General features: G+C 62.3%; 22 protein-coding genes. 13 read left to right on the forward strand and 9 right to left on the reverse strand.

Going from position 1 to position 21,787, the window contains the following annotated elements; all coding sequences use genetic code 11:
• Positions 1-9: 9 nt before the first annotated feature.
• The 4 genes from ACE3PR_RS12320 to ACE3PR_RS12335 form a co-directional block, all read right to left on the reverse strand.
• Complete coding sequence (locus tag ACE3PR_RS12320; protein WP_374372252.1) at positions 10-990, reverse strand: CoA ester lyase; 981 nt, start codon at positions 988-990, stop codon at positions 10-12.
• A gap of 136 nt (positions 991-1,126) precedes the next feature.
• On the reverse strand, positions 1,127-2,092 hold the full coding sequence (gene xerD, locus ACE3PR_RS12325; RefSeq protein ID WP_374372255.1) for a site-specific tyrosine recombinase XerD: 966 nt from the start codon (positions 2,090-2,092) through the stop codon (positions 1,127-1,129).
• Between the two features lie 15 nt (positions 2,093-2,107).
• Entirely contained in the window at positions 2,108-4,015 is a 1,908-nt protein-coding gene (locus ACE3PR_RS12330) for a hypothetical protein (protein WP_374372257.1), read from the reverse strand.
• Positions 3,993-4,136 carry a hypothetical protein gene (locus tag ACE3PR_RS12335; protein ID WP_374372259.1) on the reverse strand — a complete coding sequence of 48 codons (144 nt, stop codon included), beginning with the start codon at positions 4,134-4,136 and terminating at the stop codon, positions 3,993-3,995. Before ACE3PR_RS12335 ends, ACE3PR_RS12330 begins: the two co-directional genes overlap by 23 nt.
• A gap of 203 nt (positions 4,137-4,339) precedes the next feature.
• On the opposite strand from ACE3PR_RS12335, the gene ACE3PR_RS12340 reads away from it, so the two are divergent.
• Genes ACE3PR_RS12340 through ACE3PR_RS12355 form a run of 4 tightly spaced genes read left to right on the forward strand, consistent with a single transcriptional unit; the run spans position 4,340 to position 8,145 of the window.
• Positions 4,340-5,026, forward strand: a complete 687-nt coding sequence (locus ACE3PR_RS12340) for a shikimate kinase (protein ID WP_374372262.1) — start codon at positions 4,340-4,342, stop codon at positions 5,024-5,026.
• A complete protein-coding gene (gene aroB / locus ACE3PR_RS12345; protein WP_374372264.1) occupies positions 5,023-6,153 on the forward strand; it encodes a 3-dehydroquinate synthase in 1,131 nt (376 codons plus the stop codon). The genes ACE3PR_RS12340 and aroB overlap by 4 nt, the downstream gene beginning before the upstream one ends.
• A 46-nt stretch (positions 6,154-6,199) precedes the next feature.
• The gene (locus tag ACE3PR_RS12350) at positions 6,200-7,546 is read left to right on the forward strand and encodes an HlyC/CorC family transporter (protein ID WP_374372266.1); all 1,347 of its coding nucleotides are present in this window, start codon (positions 6,200-6,202) and stop codon (positions 7,544-7,546) included.
• On the forward strand, positions 7,543-8,145 hold the full coding sequence (locus tag ACE3PR_RS12355) for a DUF2889 domain-containing protein (RefSeq protein WP_374372268.1): 603 nt from the start codon (positions 7,543-7,545) through the stop codon (positions 8,143-8,145). The genes ACE3PR_RS12350 and ACE3PR_RS12355 overlap by 4 nt, the downstream gene beginning before the upstream one ends.
• Here ACE3PR_RS12355 and ACE3PR_RS12360 read toward each other — a convergent pair.
• Entirely contained in the window at positions 8,142-8,414 is a 273-nt protein-coding gene (locus tag ACE3PR_RS12360) for a BolA family protein (RefSeq protein ID WP_374372270.1), read from the reverse strand. The genes ACE3PR_RS12355 and ACE3PR_RS12360 overlap by 4 nt on opposite strands.
• 24 nt (positions 8,415-8,438) lie before the next feature.
• On the reverse strand, positions 8,439-8,924 hold the full coding sequence (locus ACE3PR_RS12365; protein WP_374372272.1) for a YchJ family protein: 486 nt from the start codon (positions 8,922-8,924) through the stop codon (positions 8,439-8,441).
• 118 nt (positions 8,925-9,042) lie between these two features.
• On the opposite strand from ACE3PR_RS12365, the gene ACE3PR_RS12370 reads away from it, so the two are divergent.
• The 3 genes from ACE3PR_RS12370 to cobT all read left to right on the forward strand — a co-directional run bounded on the left by ACE3PR_RS12370 (position 9,043) and on the right by cobT (position 12,689).
• Positions 9,043-9,666: a DnaJ domain-containing protein gene (locus ACE3PR_RS12370; RefSeq protein ID WP_374372274.1), complete on the forward strand. Its 624-nt coding sequence runs from the start codon at positions 9,043-9,045 to the stop codon at positions 9,664-9,666.
• 133 nt (positions 9,667-9,799) lie between these two features.
• Positions 9,800-10,795, forward strand: coding sequence for a cobaltochelatase subunit CobS (gene cobS, locus ACE3PR_RS12375; RefSeq protein WP_374372276.1), 996 nt, complete (start codon positions 9,800-9,802; stop codon positions 10,793-10,795).
• Positions 10,796-10,817: 22 nt separating this feature from the next.
• Complete coding sequence (gene cobT / locus ACE3PR_RS12380) at positions 10,818-12,689, forward strand: cobaltochelatase subunit CobT (protein WP_374372279.1); 1,872 nt, start codon at positions 10,818-10,820, stop codon at positions 12,687-12,689.
• On the opposite strand, the gene ACE3PR_RS12385 is transcribed toward cobT, so the two are convergent.
• On the reverse strand, positions 12,686-13,126 hold the full coding sequence (locus ACE3PR_RS12385; protein WP_374372282.1) for a hypothetical protein: 441 nt from the start codon (positions 13,124-13,126) through the stop codon (positions 12,686-12,688). The genes cobT and ACE3PR_RS12385 overlap by 4 nt on opposite strands.
• Positions 13,127-13,192: 66 nt before the next feature.
• On the opposite strand from ACE3PR_RS12385, the gene ACE3PR_RS12390 reads away from it, so the two are divergent.
• The 3 genes from ACE3PR_RS12390 to ACE3PR_RS12400 all read left to right on the forward strand — a co-directional run bounded on the left by ACE3PR_RS12390 (position 13,193) and on the right by ACE3PR_RS12400 (position 16,498).
• Complete coding sequence (locus ACE3PR_RS12390; RefSeq protein WP_374372284.1) at positions 13,193-14,020, forward strand: SPOR domain-containing protein; 828 nt, start codon at positions 13,193-13,195, stop codon at positions 14,018-14,020.
• Between the two features lie 88 nt (positions 14,021-14,108).
• Positions 14,109-15,620, forward strand: a complete 1,512-nt coding sequence (locus ACE3PR_RS12395; RefSeq protein WP_374372287.1) for a UbiD family decarboxylase — start codon at positions 14,109-14,111, stop codon at positions 15,618-15,620.
• Positions 15,617-16,498 (forward strand): 5-formyltetrahydrofolate cyclo-ligase, encoded by an 882-nt coding sequence (locus ACE3PR_RS12400; RefSeq protein ID WP_374372290.1) that lies wholly within the window; start codon positions 15,617-15,619, stop codon positions 16,496-16,498. The genes ACE3PR_RS12395 and ACE3PR_RS12400 overlap by 4 nt, the downstream gene beginning before the upstream one ends.
• A gap of 6 nt (positions 16,499-16,504) precedes the next feature.
• Here ACE3PR_RS12400 and ACE3PR_RS12405 read toward each other — a convergent pair whose 3' ends face one another.
• Positions 16,505-17,671, reverse strand: a complete 1,167-nt coding sequence (locus ACE3PR_RS12405; RefSeq protein WP_374372293.1) for an acyl-CoA dehydrogenase family protein — start codon at positions 17,669-17,671, stop codon at positions 16,505-16,507.
• Positions 17,672-17,885: 214 nt separating this feature from the next.
• Here ACE3PR_RS12405 and ACE3PR_RS12410 point away from each other — a divergent pair, with 214 nt between their 5' ends.
• Entirely contained in the window at positions 17,886-18,011 is a 126-nt protein-coding gene (locus tag ACE3PR_RS12410) for a hypothetical protein (protein ID WP_374372295.1), read from the forward strand.
• Between the two features lie 136 nt (positions 18,012-18,147).
• A complete protein-coding gene (locus ACE3PR_RS12415; protein ID WP_374372297.1) occupies positions 18,148-19,317 on the forward strand; it encodes an MFS transporter in 1,170 nt (389 codons plus the stop codon).
• Positions 19,318-19,374: 57 nt separating this feature from the next.
• Here ACE3PR_RS12415 and ACE3PR_RS12420 read toward each other — a convergent pair whose 3' ends face one another.
• Positions 19,375-20,892, reverse strand: coding sequence for an aldehyde dehydrogenase family protein (locus ACE3PR_RS12420; RefSeq protein WP_374372299.1), 1,518 nt, complete (start codon positions 20,890-20,892; stop codon positions 19,375-19,377).
• A 164-nt stretch (positions 20,893-21,056) separates the two neighbouring features.
• On the opposite strand from ACE3PR_RS12420, the gene ACE3PR_RS12425 reads away from it, so the two are divergent.
• Complete coding sequence (locus ACE3PR_RS12425) at positions 21,057-21,740, forward strand: hypothetical protein (RefSeq protein WP_374372302.1); 684 nt, start codon at positions 21,057-21,059, stop codon at positions 21,738-21,740.
• Positions 21,741-21,787: the final 47 nt, after the last annotated feature.

A 21,787-nucleotide genomic window follows, 5' to 3' on the forward strand; every position in this document is an offset into this window, starting at 1 on the left:
GGTGCCGGCTTACTCGGCACCGGAAATCTGCCGGGCCTTGGCAAGTAGCACCTCGGCCTGACGGATGGAAGCCAGATCGATGAGGCGCCCATCCAGGGAAACGGCCCCCTTGCCTTCCTTCTGAGCCTGCGCCATCGCTTCCATGATACGTTCGGCCTTCTTCACTTCCGCCTCTGCGGGGCTGAAGAGTTCGTTGGCCAAGCCAACCTGTGACGGGTGGATGGCCCATTTTCCTTCGCAACCAAGCACATTGGCGCGGCCACCTGCGGCCTTATAGCCATCAGCATCGCCGAAATCGCCGAACGGGCCATCGACCGGACGCAGGCCGTTGGCACGCGCGGCGACCACCATGCGCGCGACCGCGTAATGCCACATATCGCCCCAATGCACGTCGCGGCCACCTTTCTCATCCTTGTCGGTGAGGATGGAATAGGCCGGATTTGCGCCGCCGATATTGGTCGTCTTCGCCTTGGTCGACGCCGCGTAATCGGCAACGCCGAAATGCAGGCTCTCATTGCGCTTCGATGCCGCCGAGATCGCGTGCACATTCTGCATGCCCAGCGCCGTCTCGATGATCATTTCAAAACCGATGCGCTTCTTGCGGCCGATCGCCGCCTCGCATTGCGTGACCAGCATGTCGACGGCATAGACGTCTTCCGGGGTGCCGACCTTGGGGATCATGATGAGGTCGAGGCGCTCGCCGCCTTGTTCGATCACGTCGACCACGTCGCGATACATGAAATGGGTATCGAGACCATTGATCCGGACCGACAGGGTCTTGGTGCCCCAATTTATGTCATGGAGCGCCTGGATGACGTTCTTGCGCGCCTGGACCTTGTCGTCCGGCGCCACGGCATCCTCGAGGTCGAGAAAGATCACGTCGGCGGCAGATTTCGCAGCCTTTTCAAATAATTGCGGCTGCGAGCCAGGAACTGCCAACTCGCTGCGATTAAGCCGTGCCGGCGCCTGCTCGACGATCTTGAAACTCATCTTCTGATTTTCTCCCCATCTCTTCGACCGTTATTGGCCCGACCCTCGGCCCGCTGTCAATCCTTGCCTCCGCACTGCACAATGACTGCCCCTGCAGCAGCGCCCGTTGGCCGCGGGCGCAAGGCCGGCCCCACAGCTAGGAATCCCCAATCGAATCAGCTTTTTTGGCGCGCTTTTTGCTGGTTTGACCGAGCGGATGGTGGGCCTCGACCATGCTTTTGAGGCGTTCCTCCTGGACGTGTGTGTAGATCTGGGTGGTCGCGATATCGGCATGCCCCAGCATCTTCTGGAGGCTGCGCAGATCGGCGCCGTGATCCAGGAGATGAGTCGCAAAGGCATGCCGCAGGACATGGGGCGAGATTCGCGCGGGGTCGAGGCCGGCCCTGAGTCCGATTTCCTTCAGCAATTGGCCAAAGCGCTGCCGGGTCAAATGCCCCTCTTTGCCACGCGATGGGAACAAGAAGGCTGAGGTCTGGTCCTTGCCCAGGAAACTGGGCCTCACCGACAGATAAGCCACCACCGCGGCCTTGGCCGGGGGATTGAGCGGCACCAGCCTTTCCTTGCCGCCCTTTCCAGTGACCGTCATAAAGGGTTGGTCACGTAAGATCGCGGCCAAGGGCAGGCACACCAATTCACTGACCCGAAGGCCGGTCGCATAAAGCAGCTCAATCATTGCCAGCAAGCGGGCCCCTTCGGCACCGTCAAGGGTGCGGCTGGCCTCGATCACCGCGAGCATTTCGCTTTCCGACAGCAGCTTCGGCAAGGGACGCCCCAGTTTCGGCGCATCGAGGGCAGCGGTCGGGTCATCCTTGCGCTGCCCGTCTTCCACCAGGAAACGGTAGAACTGGCGCAGTGCCGACAGCCTGCGCGCTTGCGTCCTGGGCGCCAGGTCGGCAGCACTCAACGTGCCCAGATAACTGCGCAACAAATCCGTCTCGGCGGCGACCAGATCGCTTCCGCGACGTCGCAGAAAAGCCAATACATCCTCGAGATCGCGGCGATAGGCGGACAGCGTGTTGGCAGCCGCATTACGCTCGGCCAGCAACATCTCCAGAAACCCGTCCAGCGCGGGATGGCGGCTCGGCGCGAGGTCCGCGGTCATCTCACGATCCCGGCCTTAAAGGCCGGCCAGTATGGCGATTTCGCGCGCGATGGAGCGCGCTTCGGCCGCAAAGCCAATCGCACCGAGACTCTTCAAGGATGTGGCAAGAGCGGCTGGATCCACAGCGATGGCCTGATCGCCATTGATCGCCGCCAGGACCAGGAGGATGGTTTCGCCTTTCCGTCCGCCGGACGCCGCCGCGGCGATTTCCGCACTGGAGGATCCCACGGGGACGACAGGTTCCGCCGGAAAGCTGCCGGCGACGCCTCCGGAAACTGGATCGCCCAGGCCCGAGAGCAGCGCATAAAGAAGGTCTATGCGTGCGTTCTGAGTACCGCTTGCCTGCCGCCAAGCCTGGACCGGATCACTTTGGGCATTGCCGCCGAGGCCAGAGATACGGCCGAGGAGTTCCAACCCTTCCCGCTCTCCCGGGCGTGAAAACGCGCTGGGATTGGCAGCAACTGTGTTCAGCCAATAGCCGCCCTTGTCCGGTTTGCCGGCGAGGAACATCAGGCGGGCGGCTTCCGCCGCGAACCAGGCAAGCTCACGGCTGGGACTGATGCCGTCGGCGAATGCCATGTAGAGCTGCGCTTGATTGAGATAATCGCCGCGTTTATGCGCCTGCTTCAACGCAGCGTTGATCGCCTTCGCCTTCTGAGCCGGCTGATTGCTGCGGCGGGCTTCCTGATAAAGTTGCGCCCGCAACTCGGCGGTATCGGCCAGGGCAATGGCCGTCGCCGCATCGGCATTGCCGGCCGGTAGCTGCAGATAGAGCTCGCCCAGTTCTGCCGCCGGCATGAGGCCGTTACGAAAGGCCTGTTCCGCCGCCGCGACACGCTCCGGCAAGGGCCGCGCGGCATCGCGGGCGATCATCAGCGCACCACCCGCGCCGACGGGTACGGCGGCAACAGCGCTGCTGCCGGGGACCGGCATGCCGGTCATCTTCATCAGCGCCGAATTAAGGGCGTCGGACGCCGCGCCAAGTTTCGGCTGGCGCTTGGTCTCGCCATTGGCAAGAGCAGCGAGTGCGATGAAATCCTTGGTCGCCGCATCATCCGTACCGGTTTCACGCATAAGGCCGAGACCCAGCGAAGCCGCATCATTCTGCTCGCGCATGATCTGGCAGTAGATGACGGCGCGACGGAAGAAAGCATCCAGCATCTGTCCGCCGGCCAGCACGGCATCGACCTGCTGGCAGGCTGCCGCATCGTTGTTGTCGGCCAGCAAGCGCTCGACCGCCTCGCGTGGATCGCCGGAAATGGCTGCGGGCAGAACATTACTCTGGCCAAGACCCAACGCCGCGTCGCTGAATCCCATCTGATAGAGCTTGTCGGCCCGGAGCGGCTGCAGTGGATCGATCCCCGGCACGGCGCCGGCATTCGGCGCCTCGGTCGACAGCAGGCGCACCTGGAGGTCGCGCAAGGCCGGCACCGTGACCGGCGCCGGCAGGCGCGGGACCAATGCCATCAGGCGCGAAACCTCGGAACCCTGCCAAATATCGGCGCCCAATCCCGCTGGTTGTCCGGTTGGCTGCGGATTGGCGGCCATGACCGGCGGCTGGGTTGGGAAGACACCTGGCTGGGTCGCCCCGGGAACTTCCGGCGCGGGCGCCCCGGTTGTCGGAACCGGCAGGGGGGTGGTCGAGGCGGGCTGTGTCGGCGCCGGCTGCAGGGGCGGCAAGGGGGCAGCTTCGATTCCGCCGCCGGAACTTGCTGGCGGGGTCGCTACAGGCGGATTATGGGGCGCGGGCTCGGCTGGCGTCGCCTGGGGGACCCCCAATTGCGTCGGCTCGCCGGATAGGGACAAGGCTGGCGCCGTCCCACCCAGGATCAGGCCCAGAACGAGGCCGGCGCCACTCAGATTGCGGGCAAGCCGGGTCCAGGCACCCGGCGACAGGGGCTTACTGAAGGGACAAACGGTCATTCGGGATCTGCGTTTCCATCTGCTGGGTGGGCGCCGGCAGCTTGTAGACGCCAAGCAGCACAACGCCACCGATCAGGATCACCACGATTCCGCCCAGCAGGCTCAACAAGGTCTTGTTCATGTCAGGAAATTCAAAAGGTTACCGATTGTTTGACGGGAGATACCGGCGGCTTGCACCGAGCATCGGGTGAGTTGGAATCATGCCATAGGGGCGGATTCGATTACTAGGTCGAATTCTAGCGGGCTCCCTGGCTGCCGGCTCGTCACAACCCCGTGACATGGCTCCGCTTGACGCCTCGCCCGGCTGCCTGTTACGCACCCCGCATGGTCGATGCAACCCAAGATACCGCCCAGCTTTCCGCGAGCGCCCCACCCGCGCCCGAGAAGGCGCCGGAAAAGGCGAAGGAGGCCATGAACAGCCTCGACAAAGCCCTCGCCCGCGATGTCGTCGCGGCGATCGATCGGCCGATTGTTCTGGTGGGGCTCATGGGCGCGGGCAAAAGCTGCATCGGCAAGCGCCTGGCGAGCCATCTCGGCCTGACCTTCGTCGATGCCGATCGCGAGATCGAGATCGCGGCCGGCGGCTGTTCCATACCCGATATTTTCGCCATGCATGGCGAGGAAGCCTTCCGCGATGGCGAGCGCCGGGTCATCCAGCGCCTGCTTGGCAACCCGGTCCACGTGCTGGCCACCGGTGGTGGCGCCTTTGTCGATCCGGGAACACGCGCCCTGGTCAAGGAGCGCGGGCTCTCGATCTGGATCCGCGCCGACCTCGATCTTCTGGTAAAGCGCGTCTCGCGCCGCAACAACCGGCCTTTGCTGCAGAATGTCGATCCGCGCGCCAAGCTCGCCGAGCTCATGGCTTTGCGCGATCCCTTTTACGCCGAGGCCGACATAACCGTGGAGAGCGCCGACGGACCGCCGGAAGCCACCCTCGGCCGCGTCATGGAAGCGCTTCGGGACAAGCTGCTTCCCGGCCGCGCCGCCACGGATCCCGAGGTGCAATCATGAGCGGGCCGGATCGATCGGCGCCGGAGCGCGTGCATGTGGAGCTGGGCAATCGCTCTTACGATATTCTGATCGGCCACAATCTGATCAACACCGCAGCCCAATACGTGGCGCCCTTGCTGGGACGCCGGCATGTCGTAATCGTGACCGATGCCAATGTCGCCAAGCTGCACCTGGAAGCGCTGGAACAGGCTTTGAAGCGCGCCGATATCGGGGTTGACAGCATCATCCTGCCCGCCGGCGAAGGGACCAAGAGCTTTCAGGAACTGGAACGCCTGTGCGGCCTGCTGCTGGACATGAAGGTCGAGCGCACGTCAACCCTCGTAGCACTCGGCGGCGGCGTCATCGGCGATCTTACCGGGTTTGCCGCGTCGATTATCCTGCGCGGCATCAATTTCATCCAGGTGCCGACGACCTTGCTGGCACAGGTGGATTCATCCGTCGGCGGCAAGACCGGCATCAACACGCCGCAGGGCAAGAATCTTGTCGGCTCCTTCTACCAACCGCGTCTGGTTTTGTCCGATACTGGCACGCTGGACACGCTCGGGCGGCGCGAATTGTTGTCCGGCTATGCCGAAGTCGCCAAATACGGCCTCATCGACGAGCCGGATTTTTTTTCCTGGCTGGAAACCAACGGCATTGATGTCATTGAGGGTGATGAATCAGCCAGGCGCTATGCGATCGGCGTGTCCTGCCGTGCCAAAGCCCGCATCGTGGGCGCCGACGAACGCGAAAGCGGCGCCCGCGCCCTCCTCAATCTCGGCCATACTTTTGGCCATGCACTGGAAGCCGAATGCGGTTTTTCGGACGAGATGCTGCACGGCGAAGGTGTTGCGATCGGCATGGTCATGGCCTTTGACCTCTCGGCCACACTCGGCCTCTGCCCGCCCGAAGACGCAGCGCGCGTCCAGCGCCATTTGGCTAGCGTCGGCCTGCCGACATCCCCCCTCTCGGTCCAGGGCCGCATCTGGACCGCCGAGCGGCTGATCGAGCATATGGGCCGCGACAAGAAGGTGAAGGACGGCCGCATCGGTTTCGTGCTGGCACGCGGCATTGGCCAGACCTTCCATCCGGCGCATGTCGATCTTTCCCAGGTCACCGCAGTCCTGAACGCTGCCATCGCCGCGTAATCGGCCGGCGCCCTGGCGCCGTCATTTGCCTGAAGAGAGAGTCACGATGGATTCCCTGCTGCTCAACGCCCTGCTTTTGGTCCTCCTGATCATCGGCTCGGGATTCTTCTCCAGTTCCGAAACCGCGCTCACCGCGGCCTCGAAGGCGCGCATGATGCAGCTTGCCAATCAGGGCTATAAACGAGCTATTGCCGTCAACCACCTGCGCGCACGCATGGAGCATGTCATCAGCACCATTCTGCTCGGCAATGCCTGCGTCAACAGCTTCATCGCCATCGTCTCGGCTCAGATCTTCGCCCGCTATTTCGGCGAGATCGGCACACTTTACGCCGGCATTGCCGCGACGGCGGTGATCTTCGTGCTCGGCGAAGTGCTGCCGAAGACCTTTGCCATCAACCATGCCGACCGCTCGGCACTCACCTTGGCGCCGCTCATCAATGTGCTCGTCCGCGTCTCCTATCCCGTCACCCATGTGACGCAGATCATCTGCAGCGGCCTATTGCGCCTGTGCGGTGTCAAAGTGGTGAGCGAACCCGGTGCCGAAGAGCGCATCGAGGAACTGCGCGGCGCCATCGCACTTCATACCCATGCGGATGAAGAAACCCGCGATGCCGGTCAGATGCTGCATTCGATCCTCGATCTGGAGGACGTGCCCGTCTCCGACATCATGGTGCACCGGCGCAACATGACCATGATCGACGCGGATCAACCGATCGAGGAAATGGTGTCCGAGGCGCTGCAAAGCCCGCATACCCGCATCCCTCTCTATCGTGGCCAGCAGGACAACATCATCGGCGTTCTGCATGCCAAGGCATTGCTGCGCGCCATTCAGGCCAATGCCTGGAAGCTCGACGGCCTGAACATTGAATCTCTCGCCGGCAAACCCTGGTTCATCCCCGACCAGACCGATCTGCTGACCCAGTTGGAGGCATTCCGCAAGCGGCGCGAGCATTTCGCCATCGTCGTCGACGAATATGGCGCCCTCATGGGCATCGTCACGCTTGAGGACATTCTCGAAGAGATCGTGGGCGATATCGCCGACGAGCACGACGTGAAGGTCGAGGGCGTTCAGACACAATCGGACGGCAGCTTCGTCATGGACGGTACCGTCACCCTGCGCGATCTCAACCGCGAATTCGGCTGGCGCCTGCCAGACGAGCAAGCCTCGACCATCGCCGGGCTAATTCTCCACGAGGCCCAGCAAATCCCCTCGGAGGGGCAGATATTCGCCTTCCATGGCTTCCGCTTTGAAATCCTGGAGCGCCAGCGCAATCAGCTGACCCGCATCAAGGTCATTCCGCCTTTCGATCAGGTCACGAAAATCGGCAAGGTCGTGCTCGGCAAGACACAGGCGAAGACAGCTGCGGCGCAATCGTCGGACAGACCGTCGTGACACGGCCTTTGACTGCGTTGCCCGCAGCCGCCGAGCGCGAGGCACTGCACACGCGGCGCTATGATTTCCGCGGTTATCGCCGCCGCGATGGGCTGTTCGATATCGAAGGCCGCATGGTCGATACCAAGGATTATACCTTTCCCAATGAATGGCGCGGCGAGGTCAAGCCGGGCGAACCGGTTCACGACATGATCGTCCGCCTGACCCTGGATGATGATTTCACGGTCCATGACGTTGCCGCCATCACCGCCGCCTCGCCCTTCGAAATTTGCGCTGCGATCACGCCGGCCTTTGAGTCCCTAAAGGGTGCAACCGTCGCGAAGGGCTGGACGCGAACCCTGCGCGCCCAGTTCAGCGGCACCCATGGCTGCACGCATCATGTCGAGATGCTGCGCGCCATGGGGACCGTCGCTTTTCAGACCATTTATGGCTGGCGCGAGAAGGCCAAACGGGAAATGGGCGGCCCGCAGACCGATAGCCCGCCCGCGGAAACGGCGCCTGGCAAGCGTCCGGCCTTCCTTGACACCTGCCACGCCCTCGCCAGTGACAGCGAGGTGGTAAAATCGCATTGGCCGCAATTCTACGATGGCAAGGATTAGGCCTCGCCGGGCGCCCGGACGACCAGGGCCAGCGCATGGACCGGACCGGCGAGGTCGGCAGCCAAAACCTGATAGACCATGCGCTGGCGTTCGACCCGGCTCTTGCCGGCAAAGGAAGCGGCAGTGATCTCGACCTTGAAATGTGTTTCGCCGCTTTCCTTCCAGGCGGCATGGCCATGATGCTGGTTGGTCTCGTCGATGACGTTGAGAGAGTCCGGCGCGAAGGCCGCCTTGAGCTTCTCGGTCATGGTGTCGGCGACTTGGCCCATTTCGGTCTCTCCGCGCTAAACTGATCAGGCGCCACAGCACTTCTTGTATTTCTTGCCCGAGCCGCAGGGGCAAGGATCGTTGCGACCGACATGGGCGGTGCGCACCACGGTCGCCGCTTTCGGGTTAAGCTCGCCATCGACATAGACCCAGCGGCCGTTCTCGCGCTTGAACGTCGCGCGCTCGTGATGGAGCCCCATCTGCCCGCCGCGGCGGAAGCGTGCCGTGAACTCGACCTCGCCGGTCTGATCCGTCGGGCCGCCATCCTTGACGCGCACGATTTCAAGACCGCGCCATTTGAACTCATCCACCATGGCCTGGCCTTCGGCCCGGTCAAAGGGCTCGTCCATGTCGCTGGCATGGGTGCTGTCGATGTAATCGATATTGCCGAGCGTAAACGCCGTATAGCGCGAGCGCATCAGCGCCTCGGCGGTGGGCGCAGCAGCACCTTCGATCAGCGGACCGCAGCATTGCGCGAGATCCTTGCCGGAGCCACAGGGACAATGAGTCATGACAGCACGTTCCATTCTAAGAAATTGGCAATCATATGAGGTGATTAGACTGCGACATGTGATCTTTTGAGCGCTCGCGCACTTGCAGGATCAGGACGCCCCCCTCATACTTAGCTTTATGTCGAAAGAACAGACCATTCGTGCCCGCCGCCGCCGGCATTTCGATCCAGATCCGCCGCCGGTCGAGAAGGCCTGCGACCATCCCGGCTGCGTGGCCCAGGGCACCTTCCGCGCACCCAAGTCGCGGGAAAAATTGAATGATTACTTCTGGTTCTGCCTCGACCATGTGCGCGAATATAACAGCACCTGGGATTATTATGCGGGCATGGGACCGGACGAAATCGAGCGTTCGGTCCGCTCCTCGGTGGTCGGCGACCGCCCGACCTGGAAACTGGGCCAGCGCAGCGCCAGCGGTCGCCAGTATAAATTCGCCAACGGCACCCGCTTCGACCTGTTCCCCGACGAGGTAAAGGCCCATGTCGAGGCCCGTATGGGCCAGGCCAAGCGCAAGGCCGAAAAGGAAGCCCAGGCCCGCGCCCGGCGCCGCCTGTCGGCGGAAGACCAGGCCTTGGCCGTCCTGGAATTGACGGCGCCGGTGGAATGGGACGCGATCAAGATCCGATATAAATCCCTGGTCAAGCAATTGCATCCCGATGCAAACGGCGGCGACAAGGATGCGGAAGAGCGCCTGAAAGTGGTTAATCAGGCCTACAGCACACTAAAACGGGCTGCCATCGCCTAACCGCCCGCCCCGACAAACGCAAATCCCTACCAAAGCAAGGCTGCGTTGCAGGGATTGGCCTAGCCACCTCGCCGGAATTGCCCTAAAAAGGCGCCCTTTGAAGACGTTAACGAGCCGAACGAGTCCGAAAAAAATGGTCACCCAGAACCTCGCCCCAGCCGACAAGTCGTCCTTGCCCGATATCAGCATCTCGGTGCGTCAGATGTTCGGCCTCGATACCGAGCTCCAGGTGCCGGCATTCAGTCAGCGCACCGAGCATGTGCCCGATGTCGATGACAGCTATCGCTTCGATCATGATACGACGATGGCGATCCTGGCCGGCTTCGCCTTCAACCGCCGCGTCATGATTCAGGGCTATCACGGCACCGGCAAATCGACCCATATCGAGCAGGTGGCGGCGCGCCTCAACTGGCCCTGCATCCGCATCAATCTCGACAGCCATATCAGCCGTATCGATCTCATCGGCAAGGATGCGATCGTGTTGAAGGACGGCAAGCAGATCACCGAATACCGCGAAGGCCTGCTGCCCTGGGCGTTGCAGCATCCGACCGCGCTCGTGTTCGACGAATACGATGCTGGCCGTCCCGATGTGATGTTCGTGATCCAGCGCGTGCTTGAAGTCGAAGGCAAGCTCACCCTCCTCGACCAGAACAAGGTGATCCGCCCGCACCCCGCCTTCCGTCTTTTCGCGACGGCGAACACAGTGGGCCTGGGCGACACCAGCGGCCTCTATCATGGCACGCAGCAGATCAACCAGGGCCAGATGGACCGCTGGAACATCGTGGCGACCCTCAATTACCTGCCGCATGACGACGAGGTGAACATCGCGCTCGCCAAGTCGCCGACCTATGACAACGAGGCCGGTCGCAAGCAGGTCAATTCAATGGTCGCCTGCGCGGAACTCACCCGCGCCGGTTTCATCAATGGCGACATATCGACCGTCATGAGCCCGCGTACCGTGATCACCTGGGCCGAGAATGCGCGCATCTTCGGCGATGTCGGCTTCGCGTTCCGCGTCTCCTTCCTGAACAAATGCGATGAGCTGGAGCGGCCCGTCGTGGCCGAGTATTTCCAGCGCTGTTTCGGTCAGGAACTGAAGGACAACGCCCAGGCACAGATCCGGGCGTAACAGGCAGGGGATTCGGCCAGCCATGTCGGGACCGAAAAATCCGGTCGAGGAGTTCCGCCGCGTTACCGGTGCCACCATGCGCGCCATTTCGCGGAACCCCGAATTGCAGGTGAGCTTTGCTCCCAATCAGGGGCCGAGCGGCATTTCCGGCAATGAGGCACGCCTGCCCCTCCCCGGCCGTCATCTGCCGGCGGCGGATGTGGCGCTTGCACGCGGCGAAGCGGATGCCATCGCCCTGAAGCTGCGCCACCACAATCCCAAGATTCATGCCCGCGAGGCACCCAAGAGTCAGCTCGCCCGCGACATTTTCCAGGCCCTGGAAACCGCGCGCGTGGAAGCCATCGGCGCCAAACGCATGGACGGCGTCAAACAGAACCTCAATGCGGCACTCGACGAGCATTGCCGGCAGAAGGGTTTCGTGCGGGTTGCGAGCCAGCAGGAGGGCTCGCTTCCAGATGTGCTGCGTCTCCTCGCCCGCGAATGTCTGACCGGTCAGGCCGTCCCCGAACTTGCCAAGGGCATGGTCGATCTGTGGCGCGGTGACCTGCCACAGAAAGTGCGCGAGGACATCGAGCGCCTGGGCGAGACACTGACCAATCAATCCGCCTACGCCAAGGCGACACGCCGCCTACTGGCCGACATGGAACTCGAAGCCGCGGATGACGATTTCGATTCCGAGGAAGACGACCAGCAGAACGAGGACGAGCCGGACCAGGACAATCCGGACGACCAGCAGGAAACCAAGGGCAAGGAACAGCAGCAATCCGACAGCCAGATGGAGCTGGAATCTGAAGCTGCCGAAAGTGCCGCGGCCGAGGCAGAGGATGTCGATTCCGACGACACCGAAATGGAAATGGACGCCGAGGCCGGCGATGAAAAGCCCGGCTCGCCGAAGCGCCGCAACGAACCGGACCTCAGCCGCCGCAATGAAGCGCCCTACAAGCCCTTCACCACGCAATTCGACGAGATCGTCGATGCTGCCGATCTCTGCGATCCGGAAGAACTGGCACGCCTGCGGCAATTGCTCGACCAGCAATTGACGGCGTTGCAGACCGTGGTGGCGAAGCTCGCCAACCGCCTGCAGCGGCGCCTGCTGGCGAAGCAGAACCGTTCCTGGAACTTCGACCTTGAGGAAGGCATCCTGGACGCCGCGCGGTTGCCGCGCGTCGTGGTCAATCCGGATCTGCCGCTCTCTTACAAGCAGGAAAGCGATACCGAGTTCCGCGATACGGTCGTTTCGCTGCTGATCGACAATTCAGGTTCCATGCGTGGCCGACCGATCACGGTTGCCGCCATGACCGGCGACATCCTTGCCCGCACGCTGGAACGCTGCGGCGTCAAGGTCGAGATCCTGGGCTTCACCACGCGCATGTGGAAGGGCGGCCAATCGCGCGAAAGCTGGATCGCCGCGGGCAAGCCCGGCAATCCCGGCCGCCTCAACGATCTCCGCCATATCATCTATAAATCCGCCGACGCTCCCTGGCGCCGTGCCCGCAAGAATCTGGGTTTGATGCTGCGCGAAGGTATCCTCAAGGAGAATATCGACGGCGAAGCCTTGCTCTGGGCACACAACCGCCTGATCGCCCGGCCGGAACAGCGCAAGATCCTGATGGTAATCTCGGATGGCGCGCCAGTCGACGATTCAACCCTGTCGGTCAATCCGGGCAATTACCTGGAACACCACCTGCGCGACGTCATCGACTGGATCCAGACCCGCTCATCGGTCGAACTGGTTGCCATCGGCATCGGTCATGATGTGACCCGCTATTATCGCCGCGCCGTTACCTTGGTGGATGCCGAACAATTGGGCGGCACCGTACTGGAACAGCTCGCGGCCTTGTTCGAGGAAGATCACGGCCGCCGCGGCGGCAAGAAGGGCGGCTTCGCCGCCTAGCGTCGCGTGCGTGAACGCAGCTTTGAGGTCTTCGCAACAGCGCGGACCGGCACCTCTTCCCAGGTGGGAACACCGGGAACGTGATCGTCAGGATCATCTTCTTCTCGCTCCGGCCGCAACGACATGATGGCAATTCCCATCTGAAGACTGGCGAAGGTGAGGCCGGTGAAGAAGATTAACAGGCCGAGCGCCAGAATCCCCGACGACGAATCTCGCATCAATCCGGCAATTCCGCCGATATCCAATGCCAGCAAGGCAGCAACGAAGACGATCGCCAGGGCATAGCCGACCAGCGCATGCCGGAACATGAATTTCACCAGGATAGGCATCGCTACCTCGCACGGAAACGACCACAATTTATTCAGCATGGCACAGACGAAATGGCGTTGCCAGGGCGGCATATCGCCGCGAATGGCCCAAATCGTGTGAGCGGACACATCGACGCGACTCGATCACAGCGTCTACCTTTCAGCCCATCATTGAGCCGTCATCTGCGAGTTTTCATGATCAAGTTCCGATATCTGCTGGCAAGCCTGCCCCTAAGCCTTGGCATTGCCCTCTCCTGTCCCGCAAGCGCCGACATCGCCACCGCCGAGGCCGCGATTGCCGCCAAGGATTATGATGCCGCCATATCGGCTTTGGAACCGCTCGTAGCCTCGGGCGACGGATACGCTAAGTGGAAGCTGGCCGAGCTCTATCTTGCCGGTCACGGCGGCAAGACCGCCGATGGCATCGCCTTGCTGCAGCAAGCCGCTGCCGCCGGCGAGCCGGAGGCGCAAGCTCGCCTCGGCGTATTATATGCCAAGGGCCAAGGTGTTACGCAAAGCGACGTCGAAGCCTATAAATGGCTGTCGCTCGCGGTACGCGGTGCTGCTCCCGGTATTTCACGGACGCTCGCCGAGACCAACCAGGACGTGGTTGGTCAGCGAATGACGGCCGAGCAACGGGCCGAAGCCATTGCCGCATCGCAATCGGCATCCTTGGCCTATCTCCCCGAAACGACGCCAATAGCGGCGCCGGAAGTTGCAGCGCCGGCAGCGGTGGTTGCACCGGAACCTCCTCCTTCCAGCAACGCCCTCTCGAGCAGCTTCCGCATCCAGTTGGCCTCTGTCCCCAATGAGGGCGACGTGGCGGGTGAATGGACCCGCCTCAAGAAGCGCATCGGCGCGCCACTCGCCAATCTTGAACTGCATGTTGAGCAAGCCGATCTTGGCAGCAAGGGCATCTATCACCGCCTGCAAGCCGGCCCCTTCGCCACGCGGCAGGAGGCTGTGGATGCCTGCAGCACCGTCAAATCTTCCGGCGCAGATTGCCTTGTGGTCGGCCCCTGAGCCGGTCGAAGGCCTGCCGCGCCGCCTCGGCATGTGTTGGCGTCGGAGCCTAGCCCACGCGATTGAATCCCGCTAGATTGCCCTGACCATGCCCTATGAATCCTTGCGTGATTTCGTTCAGAAACTGGAGAGTGCCGGCCGCCTGATGCGCGTCTCGGCACCCGTCGATCCACACCTGGAAATGACCGAAATTCAGACCCGCCTCCTTGCCGAAGGCGGCCCGGCGGTCATCTTCGAAAATCCGGTCTCCCGCGCGACCGGCAAACGCTATCGCATGCCGGTCCTGGTCAATCTGTTCGGCACGGTGGAACGCGTTGCCTGGGGCATGGATCGTGAACCCTCGGAATTACGTGCGCTGGGCGAGACCCTCGCGTTCCTGAAGCAGCCGGAACCGCCGGGCGGCTTCAAGGAAGCCTGGGAGATGCTGCCGCTCCTGAAGACCGCGCTCGCCATGAAGCCCAAGCAATCCGGTTACGGTCCCGTGCAGGATGTCGTCCTCACCGGCGATCAGATCGATCTAGGCGAACTGCCGATCCAGGGTTGCTGGCCGGGCGAGCCCGCACCGCTCATCACCTGGCCGCTGGTTGTCACGAAGGGGCCGGGCAAGGGCAAGTCGGACGATTTTAATCTCGGCATCTATCGCATGCAGGTGCTGAACAAAAACCAGACGCTGATGCGCTGGCTGAAGCATCGCGGCGGTGCGCAGCATCATGCGCGGTGGGGTGCTGCCAAACGCGAGCCATTCCCGGCCGCCGTGGTGATCGGCGCCGATCCCGGCACCATCCTCGCCGCCGTGACGCCTGTGCCCGACACCATGTCTGAATATCACTTCGCCGGCATGCTGCGCGGCAAGAAGGTCGAGCTGGTCGATTGCAAGACCGTGCCGCTGCAAGTGCCGGCCAATGCCGAGATCGTACTCGAAGGTCATGTCTCGCTGGAAGATTACCGCGACGAGGGACCTTACGGCGATCACACCGGTTATTATAATTCGGTTGAGCCCTTCCCTGTCTTCACGGTCAGCGCCATCACCATGCGCAAGGATCCGATCTATCTCTCGACCTTTACCGGTCGCCCGCCCGATGAACCTTCGGTGCTGGGTGAAGCGCTCAACGAGGTTTTCATTCCGCTCCTCACGCAGCAATTCCCGGAGATCGTCGATTTCTGGCTGCCGCCGGAAGGCTGCTCCTACCGCATCGCCGTCGTGTCGATGAAGAAAGCCTATCCCGGCCATGCCAAGCGCGTGATGTTCGGTGTCTGGTCCTTCCTGCGCCAATTCATGTACACGAAATTCGTGATCGTCGTGGATGACGACATCAATGCGCGCGACTGGAAGGATGTGATGTGGGCGATCTCGACCCGCATGGATCCGGTGCGCGACCTGACCCTGGTCGAACGCACCCCGATCGACTATCTCGATTTCGCTTCGCCTGAAAGCGGGCTTGGCGGCAAGATCGGCCTCGACGCCACCAACAAATTACCGCCCGAGACGCACCGCGAATGGGGTGAGAAAATCCGCATGGATCAGGATGTGATCGGACTCGTCACCGATCGCTGGCAAGAATTGGGGCTGCCCGGTAACGGCAAGCCGATCTGGAAGTGACCGCCGCCACGCCCACGCAATGGCCCTTGGTGAAAGCCTGGCGCAAGGAAGCCCGGCAGAAGATCCTGGCTGCCCGCACTGCGCTGCCGCCCACTTTGCGCCAGGGCATGACGGCGGCCCTCATGGAGCGACTGCACCCGCTGCTGCGCGAGGCCGAGGCCCCGATCAGCTTCTACTGGCCCTTCCGCGGCGAGCCCGATCTGCGACCGCTGATGCGTGTGCTGGCCGCCGAGAATATCGAACTGGCTTTGCCGGTTGGCAAGAAACTGGGCGAACCACTCACCTTTCGTCCCTGGACGCCGGGCTGCGACATGACACGCGGCATCTGGGACATTCCCATTCCGGCGACCGATCTTGAAATCCTGCCGCGGACCATCCTGGCGCCGCTGGTGGGATTTGACGCGGAACTTTATCGCCTTGGCTATGGCGGCGGATTTTTCGACCGCACCCTCGCCAGCATCACGCAACCGGCCGATGTCATCGGCGTCGGCTATGCCATGTTCCAATTGCCGAGCATCCGCCCGCAATCTCATGACATTGCCATGTGGCGGATCGTCACCGAACGATCCGCGGGCCTCGTTCTCGGCGATCGCAATGCCTCGCCGGTCTGCTATGCGGGGGAAGGCAATACCACTTATGCCGGCGATCTTGACCCGGAAGAGCTTGCCAGCGCACTCCGCCCATTGCGCGAAGCCATGCCGCCGGAGAAAGCCCCGCTCCTCGATTTCGTGCATTGGCGGCTTGGCATCCTGCCGGATCACGACCATGTGCCCGCCCCCAAGGATGTCGATGCCTATCTCGCGACGATCATCCCACGAGTGCGCGATGACGGCCTGCATTTCGCCTTGAAGGCGATCCGCGCCACCTTGATGCCGTAACGCCGCTTATTGTTCCTTCGCCCGCAGCATCTCGCGCGAGATGATGTGGCGTTGGACCTCCGAAGTGCCTTCCCAGATGCGCTCGACACGGGCGTCACGCCACATCATTTCCAGCGGCAATTCTTCCATCAGGCCCATGCCACCGAAGATCTGGATCGCCTGGTCTGTGACGCGGCCCAGCATCTCGGTCGCAAACAATTTCGCCATACCGGCATCGCCATTGGTCATGGTACCGTTCTGCAGTTTCCAGCAGACATAGGCCGTGAGCGCGTCCGCCGCGGCGAGTTCGGTCTTCATGTCGGCGAGCTTGAAGGAAACACCCTGGAACTTGCCGATGGTCTGGCCGAATTGCTTACGCGTCGCCGCCCAATCGAGCGCCAGTTCCATCGCCCGTTCCGCCTTGCCGCAGCAATTGGCCGCGATGAAGACGCGGCCGCCCAGCAGCCATTCATTGGCGACGTCGAAGCCCTTCCCCTCTTCGCCCAGCATCTGCCGCTTGTTGAGCCGCACATTGTCGAAAAAGAGTTCGAAATTGTCGTAGGAGCGGTAGGAGACGCAGCGCGGCCCGCGCCGGATGGTGAAGCCCGGCGTGTCGCGATCGACCAGGAAGGCCGTGATGCGCTTCCGCGGACCGCGCTTGGTCTCGTCGATACCGGTTACCGTGAAGACGATGGCGAAATCCGGCACGCCGACCCCGGTGATGAAATGCTTGCCGCCATTGAGGATGTAATCGTCACCGTCCTTCTCGGCACGGGTCGAGATCGACATGGCATCCGACCCGGCGCCGGGCTCCGTGAGCGCGAAGACTTCCATCTTGTCGCCGCGCACCGTGGGCAGCAGGTATTTCTCGATTTGCTCGTCCTTGCAGGCCATCAGGATGTAGGACGGGCGGCCGACAAATTTCTGCAGCGCCCAATTGACCTTGCCGAGCTCGCGCTCGAACAGCATCTGCGACATGACGTCGAGCCCGCCACCGCCCACCTCTTCCGGCATGTTGGCGGCATAGAGCCCCAGCGCCTTGACCTTCTCCTTCAACTCCTTGCCGATCTCCGCCGGCACATGCCCCAGCTTGTCGATCTGCCGCTCAAGCGGATAGAGCTCCTTCTCGATAAAGGCACGGGTCGTCTCGACCAGCAAACGCTGCTCGTCGGTGGGCTGGAAATCGAACGGCATGATAAAGTCCTGATGCAGAATCCGGTGTGCCGGGCGGCCACCTGCTTGTGTCATTTATAATCCCCCTCAAGAGTCGCGTAAACAAAATTATACGATTGTACAATAGATAGCCGAGAAAAATGAATGATGATTCAATAACTTGCGTGTATACAATTGTATTAATTGACTTATTCATTATACATAGATAGCATGGGGTCACTTTCGAGGTGACCGAATGATGTTCGCGCAGCAAAAAATAGGGATGGCGACCACCGGCCTTTGGCTCGGTTGGCATGCGCGCGTCCTGCTGCCGGATCTGCCGCCGAGCGGACCGCTCGAACGCGGCGACATCGAACGCTAGAGCTCCCTCCCTTTCCATCCTGAGCTTCATTGCGTTCCGAATCGGGCGGCCGATCCGGGCCCGGCCCGCTTCCCCCTTGCTGTGCCAATGACCAGCGCAGGTGATCCGGCGCTGGTGAATACCCGGAGTAACTCCCATGCGTGCATCCCTGATCCTGTTCCTGCCGGCCTTGATCGCGGTGGCTGGGTTTGAGACCGCCCTGGCGCTGGTCTCGCCGCTGATCTCCCTGCGGCTGGAGGAGAACGGCGTCTCGACGGGGATGATCGGCTTCGTCGCCTCGGCCTATTCCATCGGCTATCTCGCTGGCACCCAGATCTGCCGGCATCTCATTGCCAGCCTCGGCGGCAGGCAGACAGTGGCCGCCCTCGCCGCGCTCGCCGGGGCGAGCCTGCTCGCCCATGCCATCCTGTTCGATGTCATGTTCTGGCTGGTTCTGTCGGTGATCTGCGGCTTTGCCATGGCCGGCGTCTATACCATCGCCGAAAGCCTGCTCAACACGCTGGCCAGCCGCGGCAATCGCGGCAGGCTCTACAGCGTCTACATGACCGCGTCCTGGCTGACGGCAGGTGCCTCGCCCCTCGCGGTGCTGGCCGAGGGGACCGGCGGCATGGTCAGCTTCATCATCGCCGGTGTGCTGGTCTGCGTCGCCACCCTGCCTGTCCTGCTGTCGCGCGCCACCGAACTGCCCGTTCCCAGCAGCGGTTCTCTCAGCCTGCGGCAGTTCCGCACCGCTCCCTCCGTGGCGCTCATCATCTGTTTCGGCTCGGGCCTCGAAGGCGGCGCGCTCCATGGCCTGTTGCCGAGTTATGCGATCGAGACCGGGCTCGACACCACCGACCTTTCGCTGATGCTGACCGTAGCGGCCATCGCGGGTATCGCCGGCCAGTTCCCGATCGGCTTCATCTCCGATCGGTCGCGCGAGCGTCTCAGTGTCGCCAAGGCGATCATCGCCTTGAGCATCGCGCTCAGCACCGCCTTGTTCATTTTCTCGGGCGCCAGCTTCATGGCGCTGGTGATTCTGTTCGGCCTGCTGACCGCGATCATGGCGCCGATCTATGGCCTCGGTGCCGCCCTGGCGAACGACCGCCTGAGCGGCGGCTGCACGGTGAGCACGGCGGGCGTCCTGCTCTTCGTCAACGGCGTCGGCACGGCCATAGGTCCGATCGGCGCGGGCCTTGCCATGGAAGCCTGGGGGCCTAATGGCCTCTTCCTGTTTCTGGCCGGCTCGGCCGCGGTGATCGGCCTCATCATCGCCTATCGGCACCAGATCGAGCGGATCTGGCTCGTGGTACCCGCTGTTCGCTAAGAAAAACGGGGCGCGGTTGAAACCGCGCCCCGTCAATTCATCTAGCTTTGCGGATGCTCAGCCGACGTCGAATTTGACGCCCTGTGCCAGCGGCAAATGGTCGGAGTAGTTGATGGTGTTGGTGGCCCGCCGCATATAGGCCTTCCAGGCATCCGAGCCGCTCTCGCGGCCGCCGCCGGTTTCCTTCTCCCCACCGAAGGCGCCACCGATTTCGGCACCCGACGGGCCGATATTGACATTGGCGATGCCGCAATCCGAGCCGACATCGGAGGTGAACAATTCGGCCTCACGCACATCGCGGGTGAAGATGCAGGAGGACAGGCCCTGGGGCACATCATTCTGCAGGCCAATCGCCTCGCCGAGGTCGCGATATTTCACAACGTAGAGAATGGGCGCGAAGGTCTCGTGCTTCATCACGGCACTCTGCTTCGGCAACTCCACCAGAGCCGGCTTCACGTAATAACCATTGGCACAGCCACTGACGCTGACACGCTCGCCGCCGGTGATCTTGCCGCCTTCGGTCTTAGCTTGGCCCAGAGCCTTCTGCATGCCTTCAAAGGAAGCCGCATCGATGAGCGGCCCGACCAGGGTCTTGGCATCGAGCGGGTTGCCGATCGTCACCATGCCATAAAGTTTCTTCAGACGCGGCAGGAGCTTTCCATAGACATCTTCATGCACGAAGAGTCGCCGCAGGCTGGTGCAGCGCTGTCCGGCGGTCCCTACCGCGCTGAACAGGATCGCCCGCTCGGCAAGCTTGAGGTCCGCGCTGGGGCAGACGATCATCGCGTTGTTGCCACCCAGTTCCAGCAACGAACGGCCGAAACGCTGCGCCACGCGCGGGGCCACTTCGCGGCCCATCCGGGTCGAGCCGGTCGCGGAAACGAGCGCCACGCGCGGATCGTCGACCATGGTTTCGCCGACTTCGCGCCCGCCGACCAGAATTTCGAGGAGGCCATCGGGCACCTTGACGCCCGTCTCCCGGGTGAACCGTGCCGCTGCCTTCTTCAGGATCTGGCCACAGGCCAGTGCCGTCAGCGGCGTTTTCTCGCTGGGCTTCCACACGACCGAATTGCCACAGACGAAGGCCAGTGCAGAATTCCACGACCAGACCGCGACCGGGAAATTGAAGGCCGTGATGACGCCAACGACACCCAGCGGATGCCAGGTTTCCGCCATGCGATGGCCCGGGCGCTCGGAAGCAATGGTAAGGCCATAAAGCTGACGCGAAAGCCCCACGGCGAAATCGCAGATATCGATCATTTCCTGGACTTCGCCCAGGCCCTCGGTCGTGATCTTGCCAGCCTCGATCGAGACCAGAGCACCCAGCGCGGCCTTGTGGCTACGCAGTTCTTCCCCCAGCAGGCGCACCAATTCGCCGCGTTTGGGCGCCGGCACCTCGCGCCAGGCAAGGAAGGCGGCCTGCGCGCGGGCGATCTTCTTGGCGGCACCCTTGGCATCATCGCAAACCAGGCGGGCGATTTCGCCGCCGGTAATGGGCGAACGGACGATGAGGTCACCCTTCTTCAGCGCCTTGGCATCGAGCCCCAGGGGTTTCAGAATCTTCTCGATCTTCATGGTCGTGGCACTCCGGAATTGGCCCAATAGGAATGAAATGGGTCGGAACAAAATCGCGCCCATGCATGCGCCAGGGCTCGCGATCTTGTCAACACCACGGCCTTGCCCTTATGGGCGCCGCCAGCAAGAATGCTTGTCCAACCACTTTGGTCGGAGAATCGCCCATGTTCTGGAAACCAACCGTATTCTGGAAATCCCTCGCCGGGGCTCTCCTCCTGGCCGCCTTTTCCGGCATCGTCACGGCACCCGCGCGCGCCGAGGCATTGTTGGACATTCCTCCATATCCGGAAACGGCGCCGGGCCAGGCCTGGGCGGCGATCGCCGAGATGATCATGGTCTATTACGATGTACCCAATACCGGGCCAGCGGAGATGCAATGCAGCATCGCCTTCTTCCTGACCGGGAATGAGGATTGCCGCAAGCCCGCTTCGGAAAGCGAGTTCAGCGCCGTAAGCCGTGTGGTCAAAGGCTATTCGCAATATGCCCGCGAAACCTTTGGCGAATTGCCGATCGCCATGCGTTGGGAAGCGGCAACGACGATTCCGCCGGACGAGGTCGTGCACGAAATCCGCTTCGAGCGCCCGATCCTGGTGGAGATCGAACCGGCGCGGAATGAAGGCGAGACGAAAACCGAGAAGCGCGCCGTCTTGATCGTCGGTACCGACGGAACCGGAGACAATCTGCAACTCATCGTCAACGACCCGAAAATCTATGCACCCACCGAGAACCCATATCTCGAATTCGGGGGCAAGATCCGCGACAACAGCGGCCAGTATCAGATCGGCTATGCCGATTTCTCGGCCTTCCTGAAATGGTCGGCGACGCTCTACAAGATCAAGCCGGATTGAGCGATTCCAGGCAGTTGCGTCAATTGACTTGACATATCTCTGCCGAA

This window comes from Dongia sp. (genome assembly GCF_041909655.1).
Lineage (GTDB): Bacteria > Pseudomonadota > Alphaproteobacteria > Dongiales > Dongiaceae > Dongia.